The organism is Candidatus Binatia bacterium (assembly GCA_029243485.1).
Classification (GTDB): domain Bacteria; phylum Desulfobacterota; class Binatia; order UBA12015; family UBA12015; genus VGTG01.
The window spans coordinates 194,589-214,735 of record JAQWRY010000052.1 but is presented as its reverse complement, the minus strand read 5'-3'; the positions used below and the strand labels follow the sequence as shown (position 1 = coordinate 214,735).

Below are 20,147 nucleotides of genomic sequence, written 5' to 3'. Positions count from 1 at the left end.
CCGCGCGAGGCGAGGGATTCGGCGCGCGGGCTTGCTCCCGCCGCGGGGCTAAGCGATGACGAGCGGTGTGTCGGCCGACCGGTTCCTGCTGATTCGCCTGAGCGCCGTGGGCGACGTGATCAACACGCTGCCGACGCTGTCGCTCCTTCGCCGGGCCCGGCCGGACGCGACGATCGGGTTCGTGGTGGAAGATCGAGCCCAGGATCTCTTGGTGGACCACCCGCTGGTCGATCGGGTGCACGTGTTCCCGCGTCGGCGTTGGGGGGAACTGCGCCGCTCGCCGGGCTCGTGGGGTGACTTTCGTTCGGAACTCTCGGCGTACGCGAAGGAGATTCGCGGTGTCGGGTACCAGGTCGCGATCGACGTCCAGGGGAACGTGAAGGGTGGGGTCCACGCGCTGCTGTCCGGCGCGCCCCATCGGATCGGGTTCGCCCGCGGCTACGACCGTGAGCTGAACCACTGGTTTTCAACCGATCGTGTCGTTCCGCCGTCCGATCGTCCTCATCGCGTGGATAAGTTCGCCTCGCTCCTCGGTCCGCTGGGGATCGAGGACGCCGCTCGGGAGTGGGTGTTCCCGAACACGGAGGAGGCGGATTGCACGATTCGCTCGTATCTCCACGACAACGGGATCGCTCCGGGCGAAGCCGTGATGCTGCATCCTGGGACCAGCGGCCGTGGGGCCTCGAAGCGGTGGCCGCCCGAGCGCTTTGCTGAGTTTGCGCGTCGTGTGGCGTCGGAGTTGGAGCAGCCGGTGATCGTCACATGGGGGCCGGCGGAGGAATCGCTCGCTCGCGACGTCGCGGCCGGGAGTGATCGCGTGTTCGCGGCACCGCGCACCACATCCCTGCTGGAGTTGCTAGCCCTCGTTCGTATGGCGCGGCTTTTCGTCTCCGCCGACACGGGGCCGATGCATCTCGCCGCGGCGAGCGGCATCCCCTGCGTTGCCCTGTTCGGGCCGAAGGACCCAGCGGTCTATGCGCCCTACGGCGAGGGGCACACGGTCCTGTATCAGCCGGAGGGCATGGACCAGATCTCCGTCGACGAAGTCGTCGCCGCGGCGGGACGAGAGTTGGGCTGACATGCGTCGTTGGCTCGGTCTGGGGCTGCTCTTCGGGTCGCTGGCGGCGGTGCTGCTGTGGGTGACGCCGGGCGCGAACGTTTACGATGGTCCGCTGCGTCTCGCGGGCGAATTGGTGCGCGGTCGAACCCACCTGCCGGACTTCGTCGGTTGGCTGGAGATGTTCCGCCACGATGGCCGCGACTACCTCGCGTATCCGCCGATGGTGAGCTTCGTGCTCGTGCCGTACGTCCTCGTCACGTCACTCGGCCAGCCCCTGGCGAACACGTTGTTCATCCTCGGCTCGGCGGTGCTCCTGTTTCGCCTGATGCGGACGTTGCCCGGGGTCGAAGCGCTCGCGGGACGCGCGGCGATCGCCTACGCGATTGGGACGCCGGTGCTGTACTCGGCTTCTTGGGGAGACGTCTGGGGCTTGATGCACAGCGAGGGGAACTTCTTTCTCTTCCTGACGTTGTTCTTCGTGCTCGTTCGTCGGCATCTGCTCATCGCCGGATTCTTCTTCATGGTTGCGATGCAGACGCGATACTCGGTGGCGCTCGCATCGCTCACGTTCGGTCTGCTCTTCTTGCAGTTCGGGGTACCGGGAGAACGTCTCAAGACCGCGTTCCGGTCCGGGTTGTGGTTCACCGCGGGGGCCGTGCCGGCCTTGGCCGTAGTGCTGCTCTACCAGTGGTGGACGCTGGGAGATCCCTTGATGTCGCCGTACTCGGGGGGATGGCGGGAGTGGGGGCTGAAGGGGCCGCAGTTCGATCTCAAGTACTTCTGGAACAACCTGCCGGTCTACACCTATGCGACGCCGACCGTACTTCCGCAGTTCCCGTACCTTCGCTTCGATGCGAGCGGTCAGTCGATCTTCGTGCTGAGCCCGTTCTTCCTCGGCGTGTTCCTGCCGGCCCTTCGCCGTCCCTGGGTCCCTGCCTTCCTCGTCACGGCCGTCGCGATGCAGGGGTTCTACCTCGTGTACTTCGGGACCGGGTTCGCTCAGTTCGGGGCCCGATACATGCAGGATGCCTATCCGTTGCTGCTGCCGGTCGCGTTCTCGGCCTTCGGTCGGCCGGGTCGAGGCTGGCGCATCGCTCTGGACGTGCTCCTAGTCTATTCGGTGTTGATGGTCGGCTACGGCGTTTATGTGACCCGCTTTCTCGCTCCCTGAGGGACCGGGGTCGTTGCAATGCCCGCGCCCGAAGGCGACGATCTCCGGATATTCTGATGCAGAAACGTACCGCCATCATCATCGGCGCCGGCCCGGCGGGCCTCACGGCCGCCTACGAGCTTCTCGAGCAGACCGATGTTCAGCCCCTGGTGTTCGAACTCACAGACGATGTGGGCGGGATTGCGCGCACGGTCAACTACAAGGGCAATCGGATCGACATCGGCGGGCATCGCTTCTTCTCGCGCTCGGATCGCGTCATGGATTGGTGGCAGAAGATTCTACCGCTTCAGGCCGCGGACAGCACGAAGGACAGCCTGCGGATCACGTATCAGAACAAGTCGCGTGATGTGGACGTGGGAGAGGGAGCCGACCCCGAAGCGACCGATGAAGTGATGCTCGTTCGGGAACGGGTGTCGCGCATTTTCTTCAACCGCCGCTTTTTTGACTATCCGGTGAGCCTCACCCCGAGCACCGTACGGAACCTCGGCCTCATCGAGACCTTTCGCGTCGGACTCTCGTACCTTTGGAAGAAGGTGACCCCGGACCGCGAAGAGCGCTCTCTCGAGGACTTCTTCATCAATCGTTTCGGTGATCGCCTCTACCGGACGTTTTTCAAGGACTACACGGAGAAGGTCTGGGGCGTTCCGTGTGATCAGATCAAACCGGAGTTTGGCGCGCAGCGCGTGAAGGGCCTCTCGGTCACGACGGTGGTGCTCCACGCGCTCAAGCGTCTGCTCGTTCGGGATCAGTCGATTGGCCAGAAGGGCTCCGAGACGAGCCTGATCGAGCGGTTCCTCTACCCGAAGCACGGCCCCGGCCAAATGTGGCAAGAAGTCGCCCGGATCGTGAAGGAGCGCGGCGCCGAGATCGCCTTCGAGAAGAAGGCTGTTCGTCTCTACGGCGATGGCAACCGCATCCGTGCGGTCGATTTTCGCGACGAGAAGACCGGCGAGGTCGAGACCGTCGAGGGTGATTTCGTGTTCTCGACGATGCCCGTCCGCGATCTCGTGGAGAACCTCGAAGCGGACGTTCCGTCCGAGGCCCGTCGTGTCGCGTCGGGACTCATCTATCGCGACTTCTTGACGGTCGGTCTGCTCCTGTCGCAACTCAAGGTGAAGGGTGACGCGCGGCCCGGCATGCCCGAGGGGCTCGTGCCCGACAACTGGATCTACATCCAGGAGCGCGACGTGAAGGTCGGCCGCCTTCAGATCTTCAACAACTGGAGCCCATACATGGTCGCGACTCCGGGAAAGATCTGGGTCGGTCTCGAGTATTTCTGCAACGAGGGCGACGAGCTTTGGAGCATGTCGGATGAAGAGCTGGCACGCTTCGGCGCCGCCGAGCTCGAGAAGATCGACATCGTAAACGTCGGCGACGTCGAAGACAGCGTCATCATCCGAATGCCGAAGACCTACCCGGCCTACTTCGGCACGTATGAGGAGTTCGACACCGCGCGCGAGTACCTCGACTCGATCGAGAATCTCTTCCTCGTCGGTCGCAACGGGATGCACCGCTACAACAACCAGGACCACTCGATGCTCACCGCGATGGTTGCCGTGGAGAACATCCGCGACGGTGTTCTGACCAAGGACAACATCTGGGAAGTGAACACCGAAGAGGAGTACCACGAGGAGAAATAGCAGCGACGCTCCGTTTCGCTGAGTGGAACGTTCCGCTTCGCATCTTCTGGAACAAAGTGTTTCTCTTCGGTCGTCGAAGGTTGGATCCCCGACGGATTCCGTCGGTATGATCCGTGCAACACAGCCATCTCATGTGGCGCGGATGGCGAGGAGTCGGGACGGGTTGGGCGGCCGCGAGTCTGTGTGTGGGCTTGGTCGATGTGCTCGTCTGCCTGTGGGCGAATCGAGAGATCGGTCCGGAGCGGGCCTTGGCCCCGGCTCTGGCAGCACCGATGCTGCTGGCGGCGGGCGCGCTCGCCGGGCCGGCGTTTCTCATCGGCCTGCTGCGAGGACTTCGAGGGCGGTCCGATTCGGTCGCGAATGGCGCGAGCGCGACGACGGCTCTGCTGCTCGCTCTCGTGACGGGAGTCCTAGCGTGGCGCCTCGGCGGCGTCGTCCTGGATGCGTGGGTCGACGGGGGGCACCGTGCCCGCGCCTCGGTCGGAGCTTGGGCACTGATGGCCTTCATCCTCCCGAGTGCTCTTTGGGTAGCCGGAGTCCTGCGGCCGGCGCTGGGCCGGCTCGCGCCCCTGAGCTGGCGGCGCCTGGCGAGGGTCTCCTGGGCCCTCCAGGCTCTCGCGGTGGCGGCGTCGGTCGTGCTCGTGGAGTACGAGGGCCCGGGGCTTCTTCGGGACCTCCTCGGTCCTGTGGCCCTCGCGCGGGCGCCGGCTGATCCCCACGGAGCGGCGCCGAATCGCCCCCCGAACCTGGTTCTTCTCACAATCGACACGCTGCGGGCGGATCGCCTGAGCGCGGAGATCATGCCGCGGACCACGAACCTCGCGCGAGGCGGCGTCCGGTTCACGCAGGCGTTCGCGGCTGCCCCCTGGACCCTGCCCTCGCTCGCGTCGGTCCACACCGGCCGAAGTGCGCGGGGCCATGGCGCCGGGAGATCCGTGGGCGTCGACCCACTCGCGCGAAGTGCACTTGGTCCGGACGTCCCGGTGCTCGCCGAGGCGCTGCGCGAACAGGGGTTCACTACGCGCGCCGTCGTCACCAATCCGTACCTGTCGATCGAGTACGGGCTCGGCCGGGGCTTCGACACGTACGAGAATGTGTCGTTGGAGACCGAAGCGTGGCTTCTTCTCGAGCCGACGATCGCCGGATGGTTCTGGGCGCGGGCGCTGCCGCGTTTCTGGATCGTCGACCGAGGCCCGACGGTCACGTCGCGCGCCGTGCGGTTCTTGCGGTCGGTCGACGCGTCGCAGCCGTTCTTTCTGTGGCTTCACTATCTCGATCCGCACGCGCCGTACGACGGGGAGACGCGGAGCTTTCGGGGCGAGCTGTTGGCACCGTCGAAAACGAATGGAAGGTTGCCGTCGATGGCGCGCCTGCGCGCCGGCGAGATTCGTCCCGATGCCGTCGGACGGCAACGACTCGAAGCCGCGTACGATCGCGCGGTTGGCGACGCCGACTGCGAAGTGGGTGAGGTCGTGGACGCGCTGGGTGAGCGAGGGCTCTCGGAGCAGACGCTCGTCGTCGTCACGTCGGATCACGGCGAGGAGTTCTGGGAACACGGCGGCGTCGAACACGGCCACACGCTTTACGACGAGGTGCTTCGTGTGCCTCTCGTTCTGCGCGGACCCGGGGTGCACGCAGGACGCGTGGTCGAGCGGATCGTTGGCCTGGACCGGCTCGCACCAACCCTTCTCGCTCTGCTTCGCGTCGAGGTGCCGGCGGGGATGGGCACGGGTTTCGCTGACGTGGTGTCGGACGGGACCGCTGCCGCGTGGGCGTCGTGGCCCGTACGGAGTGAGAACCTTCTCTTCGCGCAGGAGAGAGCCGCCCTCCGCACCGGTGGCCACACTTACGTTCGCTGGCCGAGTGGCAAGGAGGAGGTCTACGACCGGCGATCGGATCCGGGCGAGCTGCGTGACCGGGCGGCGGACGCCGGACTTCGGCGGTCCCTGGCGGCGAGGTTCGACCGGGCCGAGCCGGGCGCGCCCAGGGCTCTGAAGCCGATTTCGAGGGCCGCCGGGGTTCGCGCTGCCCTACGGGCCCTGGGCTACGTCCAATGAGGGGCCCGGGGCGTCCGGGGTCCCGAAACCGGGCCGCGGAAAAGGGTACGTGGATGAGCCCGGCCCGTTCGTTATAAGAGTCGGGATGCAGGAACGGCTCGTCTTCCTTTTGGGTGCGCCGCGCTCGGGTACGACCCTTCTAGCGCGCATCCTCTCCGCGCATCCGGCCGTTTACGGCCGGGCGGAGCCGCACCTGATCACTCCTCTCGCGCACCTGGGCTACTACGCCAGCGTCCAAAAGGCGCCGTACGACCCCTTCAACGTGCAGCAGGCGGTCCACGAATTCGTGGAGGACCTCCCGCAGGGCGAGGACGACTACCTCGAGGCGCTTCGAGCCTATGCGGACTCTATGTACGGCCGCATGCTCGATTCGGCCGGCGAGAAGAAGCGGTACTTCCTCGACAAGACGCCGGCCTACGCGCTGGTGCTTCCGTTCCTGACGAAGCTCTATCCCAACGCGAAGTACGTCATCCTCACCCGGCACCCGCTCGCGATTCTCACGTCGTACGTGAATTCCTTCTTCGATGGCGAGTGGGAGGTGGCGCTCAGCCATAATCCGATCCTTGAGCGGTACGTTCCGGCTCTGGCGAAGATGGTGCGTGAGAAGCCGGTTGCCTTGGCGCACGTCCGATACGAGGAATTCGTGGCCGATCCGGAGAAGGGCTTTCGCGGTATCTGTGAGTACCTCGACATTCCGTTCGATTCCTCGGCGATCGACTACCAGGAGTCCGGCGAGAGCTTCGAGGGGCTCGGGGATCCCACCGGCGTGCACCAGCACGACCGTCCGGTCACGTCTTCGATCGGCAGCTGGGCGGGCGAGATCGCCGCGAATCCCGAGACCCTGGCGTTGGTGCGAAATCTGGTCGACGCCCTCGACCCGGCAGATCTGGAGACGCTCGGGTATCCGCGCGAAGAGATCATGATGCAGCTCGACGAGGCCGAAGGTGCGGGCGGCACGCCGCGTAAGCGCAAGGCGCCCCTGCGTTACTCCATGCAGCGCAAGGTTCTCGTACGGCTTCGGAAGGACATCCACGAGAACGCCCTCGGCCGGGTCCTGAAGCGCCTCCGGTTCGCCCTGGACGTCATCCTCCGCGAGTAGGCGCTCCCCCGCTCGGCCGGCCCTCTGTCGAGACGTGGGGTGATGTGCACGATCGGGGCACGGTAGTGCCTCCCGCGCCCGGCCGAGATCAGCAAAAGTCCCCGTGCCCGCCGGAGTCCCCTCCCGGGCGATTCTCCGGTCGTTGGGTTGCTCCGGGCGGGAGGTCGTCGAATCAATCTGGGGCCTCTGCTAGCGTTTTTCCGATGACCGGCGCCGAGATCCGACAGAGCTTCGTGGACTTCTTTCGCGAACGAGACCACAAGATCGTACCGAGCGCGCGTATCGTCCCCGAGAACGATCCGTCGATCATGTTCATCAACGCGGGGATGGTTCCGTTCAAGAACGTCTTCCTCGGCGTCGAGAAGCCGGCCGCGCCGCGGGTCGCTGATGCGCAGAAGTGCCTTCGGATCTCCGGCAAACACAACGATCTCGATGACGTCGGTCGCGACGTCTATCACCAGACGTTCTTCGAGATGCTCGGAAACTGGTCCTTTGGCGACTACTACAAGCCCGAGGCGATCGAGTGGGCCTGGGAGCTGCTGACCGGCGTCTGGGGTCTCCCCAAGGACAAGCTGTTCGCGACCGTCTACGAGACCGACGGCGAGGCCGAAGCGCTGTGGCCCAAGATCACCGACATCTCGCCGGACCGGGTCCTACGCTTCGGAGCGAAGGACAACTTTTGGGAGATGGGCGAGACCGGTCCCTGCGGGCCGTGCTCGGAAATCCACGTCGATCGAGGGCCGGGCACGTGCGATCAGCCGCCGGGCCACGTCTGCGGCGTCAACACCGACTGTGCGCGCTACATGGAGATCTGGAACCTCGTCTTCATCCAGAACGAGCGAGCAGCCGACGGGAGCCTCGGTGAGCTACCCGCGAAGCACGTCGATACCGGGATGGGCTTCGAGCGCGTCACCGCCCTCATGCAGGGCGTCGATGGAAACTACGACACCGACGTGCTGCGTCCTTTGATCGGAGTTGCCGAAGAGCTCTCGGGCAAGCCGTACGGTGGGGGGATGGGCCCCGACGACATCGCGTTCCGCGTCATTGCCGACCACGCGCGCGCAGTCGCCGTCATGATTGCCGATGGCATTCTGCCGTCGAACGAAGGGCGTGGTTACGTGCTTCGCCGGTTGCTCCGGCGGGCGGCGCGACAAGGGCGCGTTCTCACTCTCGAAGAGCCGTTCCTCGGGAAGGTGACGGATCGGGCGATCGAGATTCTCGGCGGTGCCTATCCGGAACTCGCGGAGTCCAGCACCCGCATCCGCGCGACGATCACCGGCGAGGAGGAACGCTTCGTCGAGACTCTGGAGAAGGGACTCGGCCTCCTCGAAGACGAGGTGGCCAAGCTCGGCTCGCGCGGCGAAAAGACGCTCGCGGGAGACGTCGCGTTCAAGCTCTACGACACGTATGGGTTCCCGCTCGATCTCACGCAGGACATTCTGCGAGAGAAGGGGCTCGCCGTGGACGAAGCCGGTTTTCAGTCCTCGATGGAAGGCCAGCGGGCCCGGGCCCGCGAGGGCGCACGCTTCAGCTCCTCGAAGGGCGGCGGCTTCTCCGGTATCGCCGCTCGTTTCGCGGGTGACGGCGTCGACTCCCTCGAATCCAAGATCGTCGCAATCGCGGTCGAGGGCGATGAGAAGGCCGAGGCGCGCGAGGGCGACGCGGTCGAGATCGTCGCCGAAGAGACGCCTTTCTACGGGGAGTCCGGCGGCCAGACCGGAGACCGCGGTCGGATCGAACTCTCCGATGGCTCCGTGATCGAGATCGAGGACACCCAAAAGCCCCGCGGAGATCTGATCGTTCACCGAGGCCGAGTGGCGAGCGGCGCGGTCCGGACCGGACAGGCGGCGACCCTCACGATCGACACCGCCTACCGCGGCGCCACCCGTCTGAATCACTCCGCGACTCACATCCTGCACGCGGCACTCCGCAATCATCTCGGAGATCAGGTGCACCAGGCCGGGTCCCTCGTCACTCCGGATCGGCTGCGATTCGACTTCACGCACGAGGCGCGTCTCAGCGACGACCAGATGCGGGCGATCGAGGACGAGGTCAATCAGCACGTCCGCGACAACGCGGACGTCACCGCCGACGAGATGTCGTACGACGAAGCGATCGCGGCGGGCGCGCTCGCCTTCTTCGGCGACAAGTATGGTGACCGCGTGCGCGTTCTGCGCATGGGCGACTTCTCGACGGAGCTCTGCGGCGGTACCCACGTTTCCCGCACCGGGGATATCGGGCTCTTCAAGCTTCGGGCGGAATCGGCCGTGGGCGCGGGGGTCCGCCGCATCGAGGCGCTCACCGGCGAAGGCGCCCTGGCGCTCGTGCGGCAACGCGAGTTGGAGTTGCGCGAGATAGCCGGACTTCTGAAGAGCGGGGAAGAGGAGATCGCCGAACGCCTCGGTAAGCTCCTGGCCTCGCAGAAGGATCTCGAGAAGCGGCTGGCGGAGACGCAGTCGAAGCTCGTCTCCGGCGCGTCTGAGGATCTTCTGGACGGGGTTCAGGACGTCGGTGGGGTGAAGGTGCTGGCCCGTCGGGTCGATCAGATCGACGCGAAGGTCCTGCGCGAACTGTCCGACAAGATTCGCGACAAGATGCAGTCCGGCGTCGTCGTTTTGGGCGGCACGGATGGGAAGAAGGTTCTCCTGGTGGCTACCGTCACGAAAGATCTCACCAAGAAGCTCAACGCCGGCTCCCTGATCAAGGAGATGGCGCCGATGGTGGGCGGGGGCGGGGGCGGTCGCCCCGATTTCGCTCAGGCAGGTGGGAAGGACCCGTCGGGACTCGACAAGGCCCTCGAGCGCGTGATCGAACTGATTGGCGCATGAAGAGTCCCGAGCGCGCCGCATCGAAGACAGCACCGACCGGAGAGATCGTCGAGATCGGAGACGCCGCCCTCCTCCCGACGCTGCTGGGGAACCACGACGAGCACATCAAGATCATCGCGGCGGAGACCGGCGCCGATCTCGTGTCGCACCCGTCGGGCATCGAAGTTCGTGGCGATGACGTGCAGGTCGAACTCGCCGCGCGGGTGGTCCGGCAGTTGGTCGAGCTTCTCCAGCAGGGCTACCCGCTGTTCCCGTCGGACGTCGAGTACGCCGTCCGGATCCTGTCGGGCGATCGGAACGCTCGCCTTCGCGAGATCTTCCTCGACACGATCTTCATCTCGGCGCAGAAGCGGACCATCGCGCCCAAGTCGATCGCCCAGAAGTACTACATCGATGCGATGCGCAAGCACGACATCGTCTTCGGCATTGGTCCTGCAGGGACGGGCAAGACGTACCTCGCGATGGCGATGGCGGTCGCTGCCTTGTCGCGGAACGAGGTGGCGCGCATCGTCCTCACGCGGCCGGCCGTCGAAGCCGGTGAGCGACTAGGCTTTCTGCCCGGTGATCTCGCCGAGAAGGTGAACCCCTATCTTCGTCCGCTGTACGACGCCCTGAACGACATGGTCGACGTCGATCGGGCGCGGCGCTACATGGAGCGCGGCACGATTGAGGTGGCACCGCTCGCCTTCATGCGGGGGCGAACCCTCAACGACGCCTTCGTGATTCTCGATGAAGCGCAGAACACGACCCGCGAGCAGATGAAGATGTTCCTCACCCGCTTGGGATTCGGCTCGCAGGCGGTCATCACCGGCGACGTCACCCAGATCGATCTCCCGGCCGGGAGGGACTCGGGGCTGATCGAAGCACGCGAACTCCTGAAGGAGGTCAAGGGCATCCAGTTCTGCCAGTTCTCCGAGCGCGACGTGGTTCGACACCGACTGGTCCAGGCGATCATCACCGCCTACGACCGTATCCTCTGACGGGCGCTGTATGTCGGACGACCTGCGCGTCGACGTCACGGCCGCTCCGGGGTTCGAGGGCCAATCCGCGCTCGTACAGCGGGCCGCGGAGGAGAGTCTGCGCGTCCTCGACGAGGCGGCCAGCGAGCTTTCGATTGCACTCGTCGACGACGATGCGATGCAGGAGTTGAACGCCACGTGGCGGGGCAAGGATCGGCCGACCGATGTGCTCGCCTTTGCTCAGCGAGAGGGCGACGACCTGGGGGACCCGGATCTTCTGGGCGATGTCGTGATCTCGGTCCCCACCGCCGAGCGTCAGGCCGCCGAGCGAGGGCACTCCCTCGAACACGAGCTTCGAGAGCTGTTGGTGCACGGGATTCTGCACCTCCTGGGATACGATCACGAACGATCACCCGCCGAAGAGCGCCGGATGTTCAAACGGCAAGGCGAGGTTCTGGCGGCGATCGAGTTGGGGGGATGATCTGAGCGCCTCCGTTCAGGAACCGGAGCGGGAGCGCGTTGCCGGGACGAGTTCCGTCGGAGGCGTCGTCCTCCTGACGGTTCTCACCCTTGGCGTCTACTTCTGCTTCGATCTCTATCGATCGCTTCGTCGCTTCGAGGAGGAAGCGCCGTGTGACGAGTTAAAAGCGGACGCCCGTCGAGTCCGTTTCTGTGTGAGCAGCGGGATCTTTCTGCAGCTTGTCGCTCTGCTGCTGCTTCTGGGCGCGGCGGTGCCGGTCCTCTCGGATCCCACCCTAATCGATGTACTGTTGAATGGCCTCGGTGAAGGTCGGGTCGTTCTCCCGCCGGCGCTGGAGCGTGCGGACCAGTTCTCGCAGCTCTTGAACTGGGCCGGCTGGCTACTCTTCTGGGGGCCGCTGTTCGCGTTTCTGGGCGCGAGTTTACGAGAGAAGGGGGAGCCGGCGGGCTCGGCCGGCTTCGCCGGCGTGTTCATCGGTGTTCGGCTCGTGCTCGGACTCGCGGGGCTCGTCGGCCTGACGGGAATGGCGACGGTCGGCTCGGCCCTGGACTCGATTCTGTTCCTAGTGCTCGCCGGCTGCTCGGTATCCGCCGTGAACGCAATCTGGATCGCTGGGGAGCAGTTCGGCTCGAGATCGGGCTAGCAGCACTCCGGCAGGATGCCGTGGCCATCGTGGAAGGGCCCGCGGTCGAGATAGAGGCCTCGCTGCGAGGCCAGTGAGAGGGCCTTCTCCACGGAGATGACGTTGGGGCCCGCGCGCTCCACGCGAAGTAAGGCTTCTTCGTCCGGGGCGAGTTCGATCTCCCGGTCTCCGTCGAAGGCCAGGATGCCGGGGCCGCGCACGGAGATCGGTTCGCCGAGCGGGACGCGTCGTACACCGGCGACGTGGACTGTGCGATACAGGCCGGGCGAGATCGGGACGAGGAGGGGGCGACCGCCGCCTGCGTGCGCGGTGCACGTCACGACGACCCCGAAATCGTCGTTCTCGCCCGCGGGTTCTAGAAGGCCGCCGATCGGGGACAAGCCGACCGCCGCCGGTTCCGATCGAGCGAGGATCACCGTTCGGATTTTCGCGGGCTCGACGGGCATCAGGTTGCCGATGATGTCATCGACGAACAGGCCGGCGTCGATCAGCGCGATGTCCTCGCGACCGTCGGCCCGTCGCAGTCGAACCTGCTTCGCCGGGCGCGAGACTTCCGAACCGTCGAGGCGCCCGGCGGCAACCAGTCCGGCCGCAGCACCGGCCAGCGTCGCCTCGACCATCCGAGGAAACACGTTGTTGGTTCCGGTCGAGACCGGGACCACGCAGGCCTTGGGCCAGGCCCGCGCGACGATGCGATTCGTGCCGTCACCGCCCAGGACGACGAGAGAACCACAACCGGCGGCCCGCATCGCCACGGCGGCGCGGTGGGTATCGTCGGCATTGTGCTGGGCACCGACGTCGAGGACTTCCACCTCGAGATCCAGCGAGAGGTTCTCGAGTGCGCCGACGGCGACTCGGAGCGGGTCCCGCGCAATGAAGACCTTCTTCACGCCGGCGGCACGCGCGCCGACGGCGGCCCGAGTGACCTGGTTTCGTTTGCTCTCCAGAGTCGAGGAGGATGCGCGCGCGGCGAGTCGGCGGACGTCACCACCCGCGCGGGGGTTCGCCAGGATGCCGACCGCACCCCGGAGCGTCACGTCATTCGGTTCCGTCGTCATCGGAACGTCCCTAGCGAAATGGGCCAGGTGGCGCTTGCCTTCGGGGCGGGGTGTAGGAGATATGGCCGCATGCGCAATCGAATCTCCGCAGCCCTCGTTCTCTCTCTTGCTCTGCTCGCACCGACCGCGAGCCCGGCCGAGGTGACCGGGGTGGTTGCGGCGGATGCGGGCTGTACCGCGCCGAGCGAAGAAGGTTGTGCGGAGTGTTGCCGGCCGGTCGGTGGTGGGATGTGCACACAGCTCAGCTGGACGGGGGCCAAGGACAGCCCGACGAAGCCCTGGTACAACGCGCAGCGCGCTCTGGGAAAGCCGTGCCGGGAAACCTGCAAGCCATGCGCGCGGTGTCTCGAGCGCGACAAGAATACCCTGGCGAAGTTGAAGGCTCCCGAGGGTTGCGACTGCGCGGAGACCGAGATCGGTGTCGATCCCTGTCACAGTCCGAGAAGCTGCGCGTGCTTTTGCTCCCGTCACGGACGCCTCGCGGCGATGTGCGCGGAGCCGGCCGCGGCAGACGACGACGATTCGTCGTCGTCCTCGTCCGACGACGAGGGCTAAGGCGAGGGCTACGACGATGCGGTTGTGAGCGCGGCGACCGCGTCCTCGTAACCGAACTTCCGAATCGCCTCGGCCTCGGAGTCGATCAGCCGTTGGAGGACGGCAGGTTCCCACGTAGGCAGCCCGCACCGCGGCTCACTCACGTTGGCGGCGGGCACCCGCCCAAGCGCGTCCAGATCGACTTCGGCGCCGGCCTCGCGCAGGGCCGCCTGAAGGTCTTTGGCGAGTCGCTCGGCGCGGCCGACGAAGTCCGAACCGTCGACGTACCAGCGGTACATTTCGCTGACGTAGCCCGGGCGCTCGCGGAGGACGTTTTCGACGAAGCGGTTGAAGTCGTCGTCGCCACAGTCGTCGATCGGTCGCTGGGGATGCCAGCGCCCGACCTCCCAGGGGTGCCAGTCGCCGGCCATGAACTTCCACCACGACTCGTACCAGGTGACGGGATTGCGAACGAAGCTGAACTTGAAGGCGCGTCGAAGCTTCCCCGTCGTGACGTCGGGACGGGTCGGTAGGTGCTTGATGAACTGCCAACGGTGAAACTGCCAGACATCGGCGATGCGCTCGGGCGTCGAGTGCTTGTACCCGATCCGGCACCGCCAGAGGCCCTGGTCCCGGAGGGCCTCGCGCACCCAGTTGCCTCCGCACTTTGGGACGTGGATGAACACGGCGCCCGTTCGAAGCAACTCGGCCATGGCGGGCGAAACCTACCCGTGAGTCTGGTCGGGAGCAAACGTTCGTGGCTCGCGGTGTAGTCGAGCGTTCGTGTATAGGATCCGTGCGATTCCGCGTCGTCGTCGGAGACCGAATGATCTTTCACTTCAGTTTCGAGAACTGGTTCCAGCTGATCCGCCTCGCCTCACGAGAGAAGCAGATCGGGGTGCGGCTCTACTTTCTCTCGATTCTGCTCATCGCGGTGCCCCTGGTCTCGACGTTCCACGCAATTTGCTTCTTCCTCGACGGCATCCTCTTTCCGGGGCTCTGGAAGACGGAGATCAAAGAGCCGATCTTCGTGGTCGGGCACGCTCGCAGCGGCACGACGCTCGTCCATCGCTTGCTGAGCGCGGACGAGGGCCGCTTCAGCGTCTTTCTCCTGTACGAGATGTATTTCCCGTCTCTCCTTCAGAAGAAGGTCATCCGTGGCGTGGCGGCGTTCGACCGCAAGTTCCTCGGCGGGATGCTCGAGCGCCGGGTGAGAGCGTGGGAGGACAAGCACTACGCGGCTGTCCGCAAGGTCCACCAAATGGGCCTCACCGAGGCGGAGGAGGACGACATCGTCCTGTACTACTCGCTCGCTTCGGGGTTCTGGATCACGAAGATGCCCTACATGGGCGACATCGATTTCTACTCCGTCGACAAGTGGTCGGAGAAGAAGCGGTGGCGTCTGATGGGATTCTACAAGGAGTGTGTCCGTCGGCAGATCTATCTGAATGGCGGCGACAAGGTGCACCTCTCCAAGAATCCCGTGTTCGCCGGCCGCGTGGCGGCACTCATCGAGACGTTTCCCGATGCGCGGATCGTGACGACCATGCGTAATCCCTACGAGACGATCCCGAGCCTGCTGAAGCTCCTGAAGAGTTCGTGGCGACGCATGGGCTGGGAGGACGAACGGACGGCGCGTTGCCTGCGGTTTCTCGCGAACCAGTCCTTTGAAACCTACATGCATCCGCTGGAGGTCCTCGAGAACTCCCCCGCAACGAGGGGCGCGGTCGTCGACTATCGGGAAGCGACGACGGATGTGTCGGCCGCGATCCAGCGGCTCTACGGCGACCTCGGTATGGAGATGAGCGACGAGTACCGCGCGTACCTGGATTCACAGGGCAAGCGGGAGAACAAGCACCGGTCGGGGCATACGTACAGCCTCGAGGAGTTCGGGTTGGAGGCGGACGAGATCCGGACTCGGCTGAGCGTCCTCTTCGATCGGTTTGATTGGGACGCGGACGCCTCTCCTCCGGCGGATCCGACCTGATCAGGCGTTCCGCTTGCAGCCACCGGCGGGCGGCCGCTAACACACTGGCTGTGCCGGGCGCGTCGACGTCGCGCTCCACATCGGGACGAGGGAACGAGATGGTTTTGACCGAGGGAAGAGATCGTTTGACCAAGCTCGAGGAGCGCGCCGCCGCCCTCGGGAGGTATCTTTGACGTCGCTGCTCTTGAGCAGCGCGTCTCCGAACTCGACACGCTGACCGCCAGCGAGGACCTCTGGGAGAACCAAGAGCGCGCCCAGGAGGTTCTGCGCGAGCGTGCGACCGTCAACGGTCGCCTCGACTCCTTCCGGGAGATTACGGAAGGGATCGACGAGGTTTCGGTCTTTCTCGATATGGCGTCCGAGGGCGACGAGGCGGAGGCCGCGGAAGCACTCGGGGAAGCCGAGATGCGGCTCGCCGACGTAGAGTCCCGCATCCATGACCTCGAGTTCCAGCGGATGCTGGGCGGCGAGCACGACGCTTCGGGGGCCATCATCACGGTCAATCCGGGTGCGGGGGGGCTCGAGGCTCAGGATTGGGCGGAGATGCTTCTCCGCATGCTTCTGCGTTGGGCCGAGCGTCGGGGGTTCAAGACACAGGTCATCGAGCACACGCCCGGAGAGGGGGCGGGCATCAAGAGCAGCACCGTGGCGATCGATGGCGAGTTCGCTTACGGCTACTTCAGTGCTGAGGCCGGCATTCATCGGCTGGTGCGTATCTCGCCGTTTGACGGTCAGGCCCGGCGACACACGTCGTTTGCCTCGGTGCTCGTCACTCCCGAGATCGATGAGAACATCGAGATCGAGATCAACGACGACGATCTCCGGGTCGATACGTACCGCTCGTCCGGCGCCGGTGGGCAGCACGTCAACAAGACCGACTCGGCCGTTCGGTTCACGCACATCCCGACCGGAATCATCGTCGCCTGCCAGAACGAGCGTTCGCAGCACAAGAACCGCGCGATGGCGATGAAGATCCTGCGTTCCCGCCTGTACGAGTTGGAGCTGCAGAAGAAGCGCGAGCAGAAGGACGAGCTGACCGGCGCGAAGCGCGGCATCGACTTCGGCAGTCAGATTCGATCCTACGTGCTGCAGCCGTACCGAATGGTGAAGGACCACCGGACCGGGATCGAGGTCGGGAACACGGATGCGGTCCTCGACGGCGATCTCGACAAGTTCATCGAGGCCGAGCTGCTGCGTCGCGCAGGCGAGACGGTAGACGGCGAAGCCGAGTAGCTCTCCATCGGTTAAGAAGGCTCTCCTTGGCGCCGATGTTGGGTTGTTCGTGTGGTTCACGACGTTCCGGACGGGTGACGAGGTGCGATGAGGGGGCTCTTGGTATTGGGTCAGTTTTCATGGCGGGCTTCGGCCTCGCTCTGCCGCCCGACAGGGTCGGAGCGCAAGCGGCGGCAACCGGGGAGGCCTTTACGCCCATCATCGGATCGGTGCTCGGAGGCGAAACCGCTTCGGTGCGGGGCTCCGACGGTCGGTACTACGTCGTGTACGAGCTGCAGCTGACGAACGCGAAGTGGATTCTTGCCGAAGTGCAGCCGATCATCTCGAAGGCCGTCAAAGACGGCAGCGTGAAAGTCGTGAGCGCGGTCTACGACCTCAAGACCGGTCGCGTCGACCTGATCGACTGACAGAAGGTCCGATCGGCAGGATCCAGCGAATCTCGCCGACGCCGTCGTTCTACCGACCGACGTCGGGGTCGGATTGTGTGACCCGGCCGCGCACCGTGTAGACGCTGTCGCCCGATAGGACCCCACCTCGGCCGAACAACCGACCGTTCTGCCAGCTGGAGAGACCGAGTTCCGGGCGTTCGAGGGCGTACTGGCCGTCGACCCAGCGCGTGAAGCCGTTTCCCACGAAGGGTGCGTTGACGGCGCCGTAGAAGGCCTCGTGTTCCTTCGTGTCTCGGCTCACGAGGCTCGCGATGAACTGGGGGCTGTAGCGGTTGAACAGCGCGACGGCGTGGTCGATGCCGTCCACGATCTTGAGGGAGACCTCCGGCGTTTCTTCCCACTCCCACTCGACGCCGAGATCCGCTTCCGGGAGGAGCTCGGCTTGGGGCTCGTTTACGTCGCCTTCGGCGCGGCGCACCGCGATCTGCGTCTTGAAGAGGTGGGCGGGAACGTACGACTGGTCGCCGTCCGCCACGTGGAGCTTGTAGGCTTGTCCGCGATTCTCTCCGGCCGCGGCCAGACTTTGAAGGAGTAGAGGAACGAGGTCCGCCGCTCGCTCGCGCGGGATGCAGCACACGTTCAGGGTGTTGCAGACCTTCCGGTCCATCGAGTTGAGCACGGCGGCCTGGAACGCTGCTTCGTCGCCGTTCGGGCTGGCGACGATCCACGCGCCGCCGGTTCCGTGGAGGCTCGCCGCAATGCCGGCCTGACGGGCGAGCCCGCCGAGCGTGGCGACGGCCGAACCGGAGCCGCGTGCGACGGCGAGGGAGATGCGAGCGTCGGAGAAGAGGGCCCAGCCCGCCGCGTGCGCGGGGCTGTCGATGAGACAGACGGCGCCCTCGGGAAGCCCGGCGGCGTCGAGCGCGGGATCGAGTGCGAGCTTCATGATCGCTCGTGCGGTGCCGAGCGCATCCCGGCCAATCCGGAAGACCACGGCGTTGCCGCCGCGTAGAACGCCGGTCGCGTCGGCGAGCACATTCGGGCGTCCCTCGAAGACGAACGCGACGATGCCGAGTTCGGCGCCGACCAGATCGACCCGCCAGCCGTCGTGTTCGATCGTCTCGACGACCGTACCGCGCCGGGATGTGGCGCCGATCCAGCCGCGCAGGCCCTCGATCATTCCACGGCGCAGTTTCTCGTCGGCGACGAGACGAGTCGTCGATCGACCGCGGTTGCGGGCGGCGGCGACGTCCCCGCCGTTCACCTTCTGGATCTCGGACCAGATCGCGTCGTCGTCGAGTCGCGCGGCGAACTCCTCGAAGAACTTCGAGATCTGTTCGTCCGTGACGGCGCCCATTTTCGAGAACGCCGCCGATGCACGATCCACGGTTTCTTTTGCGATGCGGCGCTCCGCCGCCGGAACGTGCAGGATCTCGCCGGTCGAAACGATCGGTAGGATCGCGTCGCCCGCTGCGAACTTATCCGCGATCTCTCGTGGGATCTCGACGACCTGATCGCCACCCAGGACGAGAGTCATTCCGGGACGAATCTCTGTGAGTTGGGACCAACCGGACATGAGCAAAGGGGAGCGAACCGGGCTTGGGGAGTCAAGGCGGGCCGCCGTCGGCTCCCGCCACGACCGTGGGAAGGCCAGACGCGGTCGGGGCTGCGCCCGGCGACTTTTTCCGAGAGGGAGCGACGGGAATCCAATCCATTGGGGTTTCACCTACGACGGCCCGCGCCCGCGCACCGGATTTCCTGGAGAGGTTGAGGACGCCGCCCGGAGTGGACATGAAGACACGATCCCTGATTCTCGCGATTGCCTTTCTTTCCGTCGCCGCCGGGTGCGCCATCCGCCCGACGCCGCGCGGCGTCGTCGTTCGCCCGGCGCCCGTCGGCTACCCTTCGCGGGCCGCACGCCCGGCGACGGTCTGGGTGGTCGCGGTGAAGCCACCTCCGGTGCGACCCGCAGTGGTCGTTGCGCGCCCGGCGCGACCCGGTGGGGCTTACCTCTGGCGCGGCGGCCATTACACCTGGACGCGCGGTCGCTATAGGTGGGTCTCCGGAGCCTGGGCGCTCCCTCCGGCCGGCAAGCGGGAGTGGGTCCCCGGGCTCTGGAACACGAGGGGGTCGGGCGGTGTCTGGGTCGCCGGCTACTGGGCCTGACGACGGCTCGAGGCCGCTACGCGGTGATCCCGCCGTCCATGGAGAGCACGGCGCCTGCGACGTAGCGCCCCTCGTCGGACGCGACGAAGGCGATCAGTCCCGCGATCTCTTCGGGCTGGCTGTTCCCGAGTGCCGACCGAATCTTTGCGAATCGAGAGAGATCCGCGCCTTCGGGCATGCGGAAGCCCTTCTGCATCGGCGTATCGATTCCGCCGGGCGCGATCGCATTCACGCGGATCCCTCGCGACACGTATTCCTCGCAGAGCGCGCGGGTGAGTTGCACGACGCCGCCCTTCGAGGCGCAGTAGGCGGCGCTATAGGCGATGCCGTGGACTCCCGCGTTCGAGGCGATGTTCACGATGGCGCCGCCGCCGTCGAGCATGTGGGGCAGCGCCGACTGACACATGAGGAACGTGCCCGTGAGGTTCACCGCGATAATGCGCTGCCATTCGTCGAACGCGAGTTCATGGCTATGACCGAAGCCACCGATGCCGGCGCAATTGACCAGGACCTGCGGGCGTCCCAGGTCGCCCGCAGCGGATTCGACGGCGGCCGAGACCGAGCCGGGGTCCGAGACGTCGACGGCGTAGCTACGCGCCGTGTGTCCGGCGCTCCGGATGTCCTCGGCCGTTTTCTCGGCCGTCTCTGCGGAGAGGTCGAGGCAGGCGACCTGCGCGCCCTCTCCCGCGAGCCTGGCTGCGGTGGCTCGCCCCAGCCCGGAGCCGGCTCCGGTGACGAGGGCGGTACGATTCTGGAAACGTGGGGTGCTCATCGGTTCGACCCAAACACGCGCCCCGGCCCCCGGCAATGAGTCCCCCGAGATGTTTCGTTGACGCCAAGTT

The 20,147-nt window shown here is 65.9% G+C and carries 18 protein-coding genes; 14 read left to right on the top strand and 4 right to left on the bottom strand.

Annotated features, from left to right (window positions below):
* Positions 1-55 precede the first annotated feature (55 nt).
* The 9 genes from P8R42_15025 to P8R42_14985 all read left to right on the top strand — a co-directional run bounded on the left by P8R42_15025 (position 56) and on the right by P8R42_14985 (position 11,938).
* The gene (locus tag P8R42_15025; GenBank protein ID MDG2305927.1) at positions 56-1,078 is read left to right on the top strand and encodes a glycosyltransferase family 9 protein; all 1,023 of its coding nucleotides are present in this window, start codon (positions 56-58) and stop codon (positions 1,076-1,078) included.
* Between the two features lies 1 nt (position 1,079).
* Entirely contained in the window at positions 1,080-2,231 is a 1,152-nt protein-coding gene (locus P8R42_15020; protein MDG2305926.1) for a hypothetical protein, read from the top strand.
* 56 nt (positions 2,232-2,287) lie between these two features.
* Positions 2,288-3,871 carry an NAD(P)/FAD-dependent oxidoreductase gene (locus P8R42_15015; GenBank protein MDG2305925.1) on the top strand — a complete coding sequence of 528 codons (1,584 nt, stop codon included), beginning with the start codon at positions 2,288-2,290 and terminating at the stop codon, positions 3,869-3,871.
* A 113-nt stretch (positions 3,872-3,984) separates the two neighbouring features.
* Complete coding sequence (locus tag P8R42_15010; protein MDG2305924.1) at positions 3,985-5,928, top strand: sulfatase; 1,944 nt, start codon at positions 3,985-3,987, stop codon at positions 5,926-5,928.
* Positions 5,929-6,013: 85 nt separating this feature from the next.
* Positions 6,014-7,027, top strand: a complete 1,014-nt coding sequence (locus tag P8R42_15005) for a sulfotransferase (protein ID MDG2305923.1) — start codon at positions 6,014-6,016, stop codon at positions 7,025-7,027.
* Positions 7,028-7,230: 203 nt separating this feature from the next.
* Positions 7,231-9,855 carry an alanine--tRNA ligase gene (gene alaS / locus P8R42_15000; protein ID MDG2305922.1) on the top strand — a complete coding sequence of 875 codons (2,625 nt, stop codon included), beginning with the start codon at positions 7,231-7,233 and terminating at the stop codon, positions 9,853-9,855.
* Positions 9,852-10,835 carry a PhoH family protein gene (locus P8R42_14995; GenBank protein ID MDG2305921.1) on the top strand — a complete coding sequence of 328 codons (984 nt, stop codon included), beginning with the start codon at positions 9,852-9,854 and terminating at the stop codon, positions 10,833-10,835. The genes alaS and P8R42_14995 overlap by 4 nt, the downstream gene beginning before the upstream one ends.
* A gap of 10 nt (positions 10,836-10,845) precedes the next feature.
* Positions 10,846-11,295, top strand: a complete 450-nt coding sequence (gene ybeY / locus P8R42_14990; protein ID MDG2305920.1) for an rRNA maturation RNase YbeY — start codon at positions 10,846-10,848, stop codon at positions 11,293-11,295.
* Positions 11,296-11,488: 193 nt separating this feature from the next.
* The gene (locus P8R42_14985; GenBank protein MDG2305919.1) at positions 11,489-11,938 is read left to right on the top strand and encodes a hypothetical protein; all 450 of its coding nucleotides are present in this window, start codon (positions 11,489-11,491) and stop codon (positions 11,936-11,938) included.
* On the opposite strand, the gene P8R42_14980 is transcribed toward P8R42_14985, so the two are convergent.
* The gene (locus P8R42_14980) at positions 11,935-12,996 is read right to left on the bottom strand and encodes an NAD(+)/NADH kinase (protein MDG2305918.1); all 1,062 of its coding nucleotides are present in this window, start codon (positions 12,994-12,996) and stop codon (positions 11,935-11,937) included. The two genes, P8R42_14985 and P8R42_14980, sit on opposite strands and share 4 nt — an antisense overlap.
* A 69-nt stretch (positions 12,997-13,065) precedes the next feature.
* On the opposite strand from P8R42_14980, the gene P8R42_14975 reads away from it, so the two are divergent.
* Entirely contained in the window at positions 13,066-13,551 is a 486-nt protein-coding gene (locus tag P8R42_14975; GenBank protein MDG2305917.1) for a hypothetical protein, read from the top strand.
* A gap of 8 nt (positions 13,552-13,559) precedes the next feature.
* Here P8R42_14975 and P8R42_14970 read toward each other — a convergent pair whose 3' ends face one another.
* On the bottom strand, positions 13,560-14,243 hold the full coding sequence (locus P8R42_14970; GenBank protein ID MDG2305916.1) for a sulfotransferase family 2 domain-containing protein: 684 nt from the start codon (positions 14,241-14,243) through the stop codon (positions 13,560-13,562).
* Positions 14,244-14,326: 83 nt separating this feature from the next.
* Between P8R42_14970 and P8R42_14965 the strand changes: the two genes are divergently transcribed.
* From P8R42_14965 to P8R42_14955, 3 genes are all read left to right on the top strand, one after another.
* The gene (locus P8R42_14965) at positions 14,327-15,517 is read left to right on the top strand and encodes a sulfotransferase (GenBank protein MDG2305915.1); all 1,191 of its coding nucleotides are present in this window, start codon (positions 14,327-14,329) and stop codon (positions 15,515-15,517) included.
* A 98-nt stretch (positions 15,518-15,615) separates the two neighbouring features.
* Positions 15,616-16,750 (top strand): peptide chain release factor 2 gene (gene prfB, locus P8R42_14960; GenBank protein MDG2305914.1). Its coding sequence is split into 2 segments (ribosomal slippage): positions 15,616-15,675 and positions 15,677-16,750, totalling 1,134 coding nucleotides; the frame shifts between segments, so codons are not numbered across the junction.
* 119 nt (positions 16,751-16,869) lie between these two features.
* The gene (locus P8R42_14955) at positions 16,870-17,157 is read left to right on the top strand and encodes a hypothetical protein (GenBank protein ID MDG2305913.1); all 288 of its coding nucleotides are present in this window, start codon (positions 16,870-16,872) and stop codon (positions 17,155-17,157) included.
* Between the two features lie 49 nt (positions 17,158-17,206).
* Here the strand turns inward: P8R42_14955 and P8R42_14950 are convergent, their stop codons facing one another.
* A complete protein-coding gene (locus P8R42_14950) occupies positions 17,207-18,676 on the bottom strand; it encodes an aldehyde dehydrogenase family protein (GenBank protein ID MDG2305912.1) in 1,470 nt (489 codons plus the stop codon).
* Between the two features lie 254 nt (positions 18,677-18,930).
* On the opposite strand from P8R42_14950, the gene P8R42_14945 reads away from it, so the two are divergent.
* Positions 18,931-19,305: a hypothetical protein gene (locus P8R42_14945; protein ID MDG2305911.1), complete on the top strand. Its 375-nt coding sequence runs from the start codon at positions 18,931-18,933 to the stop codon at positions 19,303-19,305.
* A 16-nt stretch (positions 19,306-19,321) separates the two neighbouring features.
* Here P8R42_14945 and P8R42_14940 read toward each other — a convergent pair whose 3' ends face one another.
* Positions 19,322-20,077: an SDR family NAD(P)-dependent oxidoreductase gene (locus P8R42_14940; GenBank protein ID MDG2305910.1), complete on the bottom strand. Its 756-nt coding sequence runs from the start codon at positions 20,075-20,077 to the stop codon at positions 19,322-19,324.
* Between the last annotated feature and the right edge of the window lie 70 nt (positions 20,078-20,147).

Excerpts from the sequence above, each read along its gene's own strand:
- P8R42_15025 (MDG2305927.1), top strand. The coding sequence starts at position 56 with ATGACGAGCGGTGTGTCGGCCGACCGGTTCCTGCTGATTCGCCTGAGC.
- P8R42_15020 (MDG2305926.1), top strand. The coding sequence starts at position 1,080 with ATGCGTCGTTGGCTCGGTCTGGGGCTGCTCTTCGGGTCGCTGGCGGCG.
- P8R42_15015 (MDG2305925.1), top strand. The coding sequence starts at position 2,288 with ATGCAGAAACGTACCGCCATCATCATCGGCGCCGGCCCGGCGGGCCTC.
- P8R42_15005 (MDG2305923.1), top strand. The coding sequence starts at position 6,014 with ATGCAGGAACGGCTCGTCTTCCTTTTGGGTGCGCCGCGCTCGGGTACG.
- alaS (MDG2305922.1), top strand. The coding sequence starts at position 7,231 with ATGACCGGCGCCGAGATCCGACAGAGCTTCGTGGACTTCTTTCGCGAA.
- P8R42_14995 (MDG2305921.1), top strand. The coding sequence starts at position 9,852 with ATGAAGAGTCCCGAGCGCGCCGCATCGAAGACAGCACCGACCGGAGAG.
- ybeY (MDG2305920.1), top strand. The coding sequence starts at position 10,846 with ATGTCGGACGACCTGCGCGTCGACGTCACGGCCGCTCCGGGGTTCGAG.
- P8R42_14980 (MDG2305918.1), bottom strand. The coding sequence starts at position 12,996 with ATGACGACGGAACCGAATGACGTGACGCTCCGGGGTGCGGTCGGCATC.
- P8R42_14975 (MDG2305917.1), top strand. The coding sequence starts at position 13,066 with ATGCGCAATCGAATCTCCGCAGCCCTCGTTCTCTCTCTTGCTCTGCTC.
- P8R42_14970 (MDG2305916.1), bottom strand. The coding sequence starts at position 14,243 with ATGGCCGAGTTGCTTCGAACGGGCGCCGTGTTCATCCACGTCCCAAAG.
- P8R42_14955 (MDG2305913.1), top strand. The coding sequence starts at position 16,870 with ATGGCGGGCTTCGGCCTCGCTCTGCCGCCCGACAGGGTCGGAGCGCAA.
- P8R42_14950 (MDG2305912.1), bottom strand. The coding sequence starts at position 18,676 with ATGACTCTCGTCCTGGGTGGCGATCAGGTCGTCGAGATCCCACGAGAG.
- P8R42_14945 (MDG2305911.1), top strand. The coding sequence starts at position 18,931 with ATGAAGACACGATCCCTGATTCTCGCGATTGCCTTTCTTTCCGTCGCC.
- P8R42_14940 (MDG2305910.1), bottom strand. The coding sequence starts at position 20,077 with ATGAGCACCCCACGTTTCCAGAATCGTACCGCCCTCGTCACCGGAGCC.